This window comes from Cyanobacteriota bacterium, from assembly GCA_025054735.1.
In the GTDB taxonomy this organism is placed as follows: Bacteria; Cyanobacteriota; Cyanobacteriia; order SKYG9; family SKYG9; genus SKYG9.
Window position 1 is genome coordinate 1 of record JANWZG010000222.1, and the last position, 6497, is coordinate 6497.

General features: G+C 47.0%; 7 protein-coding genes. 1 reads left to right on the top strand and 6 read right to left on the bottom strand.

What is annotated here, in order from left to right; genetic code table 11:
* Positions 1-210 precede the first annotated feature (210 nt).
* Positions 211-1164, bottom strand: coding sequence for an FkbM family methyltransferase (locus NZ772_11505; protein ID MCS6814171.1), 954 nt, complete (start codon positions 1162-1164; stop codon positions 211-213).
* A gap of 537 nt (positions 1165-1701) precedes the next feature.
* On the opposite strand from NZ772_11505, the gene NZ772_11510 reads away from it, so the two are divergent.
* Entirely contained in the window at positions 1702-2322 is a 621-nt protein-coding gene (locus NZ772_11510) for a GAF domain-containing protein (protein MCS6814172.1), read from the top strand.
* A gap of 74 nt (positions 2323-2396) precedes the next feature.
* On the opposite strand, the gene NZ772_11515 is transcribed toward NZ772_11510, so the two are convergent.
* From NZ772_11515 to NZ772_11535, 5 genes are all read right to left on the bottom strand, one after another.
* The gene (locus NZ772_11515) at positions 2397-3164 is read right to left on the bottom strand and encodes a response regulator transcription factor (protein ID MCS6814173.1); all 768 of its coding nucleotides are present in this window, start codon (positions 3162-3164) and stop codon (positions 2397-2399) included.
* A 223-nt stretch (positions 3165-3387) separates the two neighbouring features.
* Positions 3388-3570, bottom strand: coding sequence for a hypothetical protein (locus tag NZ772_11520; protein MCS6814174.1), 183 nt, complete (start codon positions 3568-3570; stop codon positions 3388-3390).
* A 26-nt stretch (positions 3571-3596) separates the two neighbouring features.
* On the bottom strand, positions 3597-4466 hold the full coding sequence (locus tag NZ772_11525; protein MCS6814175.1) for a phosphatidate cytidylyltransferase: 870 nt from the start codon (positions 4464-4466) through the stop codon (positions 3597-3599).
* 530 nt (positions 4467-4996) lie between these two features.
* Entirely contained in the window at positions 4997-5605 is a 609-nt protein-coding gene (gene cbiT, locus NZ772_11530) for a precorrin-6Y C5,15-methyltransferase subunit CbiT (protein MCS6814176.1), read from the bottom strand.
* Between the two features lie 17 nt (positions 5606-5622).
* A complete protein-coding gene (locus NZ772_11535; protein MCS6814177.1) occupies positions 5623-6219 on the bottom strand; it encodes a nucleotidyltransferase family protein in 597 nt (198 codons plus the stop codon).
* Between the last annotated feature and the right edge of the window lie 278 nt (positions 6220-6497).

The following is a 6497-nucleotide window of genomic DNA, read 5'->3' on the forward strand; positions in this document are numbered from 1 at the left end:
CAGACTATGGCTCCACAGGCCCACAGCTAGCTCCGCCCCTGCAAACCCCCCAACCAGAAGTAACGCCAGCCATAACAGCCGGACTTTGCGAGCATGGGCAACTGGGTCAATGGAAGTATGTAGGCTACAGGTGCAGTTGGGAGGGTGGTGCATAGGTATTAGGTGTTAGGGGTTAGGTGCTAGGGGTGGAACTGGATGTAGATCTTAATGTCATGGTGGGGGTGAAGCTGGTGATCTGTTGAAACGATGGGATCGAAAAATGTTCCAGCCCCAGGGTTGTAATCGCGCTAGTGCTCGCTCTGGTTCGAGAGTTGCTAAATAGCTTGGCCCTTCTGGCGTTGAGGCCATATCAGCAGACTTGTCTCGAATAGCGCCGATCGTTAGTCCCCAAAAGTGTTTGCTTAGATAAAACAGGGTGTAGCCATGCTGTTCAAGAAACTTACTGACAGGTGTGGGATATTGTCCAAAATCTTCAAACACGATGTCTCTAATCTGCTGGTTACTGACTAACTCACTGGCTCCTTCTAGCACTAATAGTTCATTGCCTTCAACATCGATTTTTACGAGTCCAATATTGCTGATGGCTAGATGGTTTACTAGGTCATCCAATCGCCTGAGTTGAACTGGATAGCTACGATCGGACAATGGGTCTGACGTACCCGATGAGGTTGTCGCAATCGAGGCTAGCCCCCGATTGTAACAAAAGTCGGCTGGAATGTTTAACACAGCCTCGCCATTATGGTTACCCAGGGCTAAGTTTTCGGCGTGCACGTTGCTTAAACCTAGTGATTTCCAACTCTGAACATTGGCTAGCAGTTCTTGGTATAGCTCTGGATGAGGCTCTACAGAAACTATTCGACCAGTTTGGCCTACACGGGCTGCCATCAGGCTAGTCATGTAACCTAGGTTAGCGCCAACATCAATTCCTACATCCCCTGAGTCTAGGAGTCGCCAAATAACTTCACTCACACAGAGGTCAAATACACCAAACCAGCGAATGTGTAGGCCAATAAAGTCCAGGGATCTGACTTGTAATGGCAATCCCCAGGGAAGCAGCACTTGGTCAAAGTCTTCTGTATGGGGGTGTAATTTCTGTAGCACTCGTCGCCAAACTTGAGAGGGGCGAAATAAATACTCAGGGCGGAGATAGTTGGACAAAACCATAGCCTTATATGCAGTTCTATATCTCCAGTTCTACAGCCAATAGTGCTTAACGGCTATTAGGAATGCTCGATCGTTAACGGTGGCAGCAGCAATCACTGCATCACAAACATTTAGGTACCGTTGCTAATGGACATCAGACGACATTCTTCTCTGATTTCTCCGCTCTCATTTCTTGGCAGCCAGTATTGAGTGGTGACTACCGTTGTTAACTTATATCAATCTTTTATCAATCTTTAGATGCCTGCTTCTTACGAATAACTCACGCAGAGTTAACTTACCAGTGATATCTAGTTCCCTACAAGTAACCCTAACGATATTAAGTAGAGCACGTCTGTCTGTAGCTGCAACAGAGCACGTTGCAAACAGCGCACGGCTGGACAATAGCTAGCAAGTTGGTTAGCAAGTTACAGGGAAAATCATAATCTTGCGGACAAAAGACTCTATCCTACAGGAATAATGCTATAGAATTTGCTCAGTTATAGGGGTGCAGTTTTATAGACAGCGTTACCAGGCAGGAGTGTGATTCGGCTGAGGGTTATGAGTACAACTCCCCACTTAGTGCAAGTACAGACGGAAGCAGAGCAGATTGCGCTTATAGAGAGTTTGATCAGCGTTGGCACTGCAATGTTTCGGTGTAGCACAGTGAACGATTTGCTGAACCTCATCCTTTCAACTAGTCGAGAGATCACTTGGAGTGACGCTGGCAGTATTTACTTAGTTGACCAAAGTGACGGCATCCTGAAGTTGTTATTTGAGGTTTCTCAAAATTCCTCAAAGCCAACGCTATCCCTACGATCGTTTGCCATCCCTATTAGCAGCAATAGCTTGGCCGGGTATGTTGCGTCAACAGGCCAAAGTCTAAACTGGCCAGATGTCTATGACTTGCCCCCAGATGTGCCCTATAAGCTTGATCACAGTTTTGATATGGATACATCCTATCGCGCGAGATCAATGCTAGTGTTGCCAATGCAGAATTCCAAGCAAGAAACGCTGGGCGTAATTCAGCTCATTAATCGCAAGCGATCACCCGATGCAGTGATTACACCTGAGAATGTCCATGAGTTAACTCAACCCTATTCACTGCTAGAGGAACGAATTGTGCGATCGCTAGCCTGTCAAGCGGCAGCGGCTATGGAGTTACTGACTATTCGTCAATAATCGCAACTCTTCAAGTTATGCCGTTACTCCCAGCAAAATTCCAGCCAGACCATTGTCACCGCTAAGCGATCGCACTAAGCTTGGTCTTTTCCTAACTCAGCCGATGCTGCGTGAGACTCACTACTACTGATTTCGTCATCAAGGCTAGGCAATTCCAAGCAATATCCAGCACCATAGACAGTCTTGATATAGCGAGGATGCCGGGGATCAGGCTCTAACTTAGTTCTAAGGTGACGCACGTGCACACGAATGGTTTCAATGTCATCGTCTGGGTCATATCCCCAAACTTCCTTAAGGATCTCGCTAGGTGAGACCGTTTGCCCGTGACGTTGCAGAAGGCAATGCAGCAGCTCAAACTCTAGGTGAGTAAGCTTAACAGTTTTGTTGAACCAAATTGCTTCAAAGCGTTCTGGAACCAAGGTCAATGGGCCATGGCTTAGAATCTCGCTGTGCTTTGCTGCTTGGGGAATGCGATCAGTGCGGCGCAATAAGGCCCTAACTCGCGCTAGCATTTCCTGCACTTCAAAGGGCTTCGTTATGTAGTCATCAGCACCTGCATTAAACCCTTCAACCTTATCTTGGGTTTGTCCCAGGGCTGTAAGCATTAGTACTGGAATGTCTGCTGTGCGCTCATCACGGCGGAGGCGTTGACAAATTGTAAAACCATCAACCTTAGGCAGCATCAGATCCAACATGATTAGATCAGGCTGCAACTGAAGTGCTAGGGCTTGGCCCTTAACTCCGTCTTGAGCATAGCTCACGTCATAGCCTGCTAGTTCCAAGTTAACGGAGACTAGCTCTGAAATTGCAGGATCGTCATCGATGAGAAGTATCCGAGGCATCATCAAGACTAAAAGACGCTACACAAAGCTCTGGATGTAATAAATACTGTAATCAGCGTTTACTAGTCCAGTCACACCTAGATTATAGGCGGGGTTTGTAAATATTTCTCAATCAAATACAACTGATAGTAATATTATGTTAATTCTTTGTTGCCTTATGGTATTGGCATACAGGATAGATTATTTAGGCTTATCCTGCAAGGATGTATATCAAATTACTGAGCTAATGCCTTATTCGCAATGCCAAGGCAACGCCTAGAATGACAGACGGCAGTAGCACGACTGTTAACACTAGTCCGTTAGTTGCTGTAATATCCCAGCCTACGAAAGCATATTTAATCGTGATGGACAGCACTCCAGACAGTAACAAGACCTTCAGTATGAACCAAGTTGACGGGCTAGTCATGAGTTCAGTGCTCTATGTAATGCAGGTTATGTTGGCAACAACGGCAGAAGTAATGTTACGAAGTAATAGACCAGTGGTGCTGTGAAAACGTAACTATCTGCCCGATCGAGGATGCCTCCATGACCGGGGATCAATTGCCCAGAGTCTTTTACGCCTGCATCTCGTTTCATCATCGATTCTGTTAAATCACCCAACAGACTGGCAATGCCAATGATCAGTCCTAAAGCTACACCAGAAAAAGGAATCCCTGGCCATCCTAAGTACCAACTGCCAATGACTCCAACAATGATGCTGGCCGTAACACCAAAAATAGCTCCTTCCACAGTTTTTTTGGGACTAATGGCTGATAGGCTAGTGCGTCCTAGCCACTTACCAAAGAGATAGGCACTAATGTCGGCAGCCCAGATGCAACCAAATGCTAGGAGGGTTGCTGTTAGCCCTAGAGGTAAGTCTTGAGGATGAGTCCACGTAGTTGGAAAGAAGCCACCAAAGGGCAAATTGCTGTACTGAGAGCTTTCTAGCGATCGCAAGCGCACCCAGTAGCTAGGCAAATAGCCACCATAGAAGAGTCCTAGGATGGAGGTAGCAATATCAGCAATAGTGGCCAGTTTGGGCTGGAAGAGTAAGTAGAAACAGATACAGGTGCCAGCTACGGGCAGCACAGCATCTGCTAAGTCTACGGAAACAGTGCAGATGATCAACAAGGCCTGACTCACAGCCAAGGTAGTTTTGGCAGCAGGAGCAATGCCCTTAGCATGGGCGAGTTGAAAATATTCCATCTGCCCTAAATAAACAATGATGCCAAAGGGCACTGTGAAATACCAACCCCCTAGTAGAATCATTGCCAACGCTAAGGCGATCGCTACGATAGCGCTAATAATCCGTGTCCAAGGCACTCCGCCGATTGTTCCAGTCAGCCACAACATAGGTTTAGGTAAAAAAAATAACAGTCAGATCAACCTCAGCAATTTAGTTACGAGCGTGCACGGTTGGTATGTCTTAAAGCAAGGCACCATCGCAGTGTAGAGTATTGGTGTCAACCCAGTGCACCAAATTAAGCAAGAGACACTGAAACTGTGCAACATTAGGGCTAGTTAAGGACTAAAGGCTAATCGCCTAACAAAAAGACGTACCCTTGTCATCTCTCCACGCTTACAGTGCTGTTAAACTCACCAGTTACAGATACCAACTGCGATACCCATGGTAGTCACAGCACTACGTTTACTCATTCACACCTAATTCTAAGTATGAAGTCTTTTACCAAGGAGAGGATAGGAAATCACAGGACTTGATGGCGCTCTACACGGCTAAGGGGAAAGACACTTGTATGGAAGGGAGAGGCTCTATTGCTTCTGCTATCGGTTGAATGTGACATCTACAAACCAAGAGTGAATTGTTCACGTTACACGAGTAGCATAACCGTTTCTTAATCTAATTTTTCACCACTGAGCACAAAAATTGGATCCAAAGCTGCAAAGGTCTGATGGGTACCTTTGCGTTCTAGACGGTTAACTGCAGATTGCACAACTTCGACATTGCGCACATGAAGCTCGGCAAAGCTTTCTGAAATTTTGTACAAATTTTCCAAGTTACTGGCAGTGGCAACGATGCGTCCCCCAGAGCGCAAGTGCTGCCAGACTTCTTGCAATACATCTTTGATGGGTCGTCCGCCCTCGATGCAAACACAGTCAGGCGGCGCGGGTAGTTCTTTCAGACAGTCAGGAGCACTGCCTTCGACAACCCTAACGTTGGTAACTCCAAAGCGATCGCAGTTGCGGCGAATCAGTGCTGCCACTTCTTCATCACGTTCAACAGCAACAATTTGTCCGCGGGGGCAGAGTAGCCCAACTTCTACCGGAATGGTACCTGTGCCCGCCCCAATGTCCCACAACAACGCATTTGCCCGCAGCCTGAGTTGTGACAAGATCAGCAGTCGGATTTCGCGTTTGCTGAGAGGGATGCCGGGTAATCGCTCAAACAGGTCGTCAGAGATGCCGGGCGTGACATATTGCCACAGTTGGGAAGACGAGGACATGGAAGCACTATAACAAGTTAGGATCTGGCTAGAAACTCAGCGTGATAGGTTTCTGGAGTATTCAGGTCAAGAAAAATATCGGTACTGTTTACCTCTATTGTGTGCACAGCCGCAGAAAATTCGTGCAGAATTTGGCGTAACCCCAGGGTATCTTCTCGAATCGCGGTGAGGTTTGGCAATAGACAGTGGGAAAAGAGTGGTGGATGCCCTCGACGATCGCGACAAACAGGCACCGTAATCGAGGCATAACCATGGGCATTATGGGCATCGAGAATAGTTTGGTAAATCCAGGCTGGACGAGGTTGATCCACAGCGGAAATGAAGAGACTGTCTACATTGCCGGATAGGGCAGCTAGTCCCAGCAAAATTGAGCTAGTTTTGCCGTGATGGGGATAAGGGTTGACAACAATAGTGCAGGTAGTTAGAACCTGCGTCCATTCACTCACATTGTGAGTGCCCAAGACGACGATCGGTAAAATGCCTGCTTGGGTAAGCTGCTCTACCTGATAAATCAAGAGTGGTTTGCCCCCAATCCACGGTAATGAGGCTTTGCACCTGCCCATGCGTGTCGATAGCCCTGCTGCCAGAATAATGCTGTAGCACTGAGTAGCCATACCAATGGCAAAAATTGGTTCGTTAGGACAAATTGATTGCTGTTAGGGCCTGTAATGAAAACCTAAGTCCTCACTACCAACGGTCTAACTAGATTATGTATTGCTATAGGTGTGATTCGATAATCGATAAGGTAGTGATAAGGAAATGATGACTTAAGGGGAGGTCAAGGAGTGCTATCCTCCTTCTGGGAACGTCCCCTACACCCCCTTCCCAGAAAATCATTACCTCTTTAAGGAACTATCATCGATAAAGATTAACCCTAGCCAGCGCTGACCTT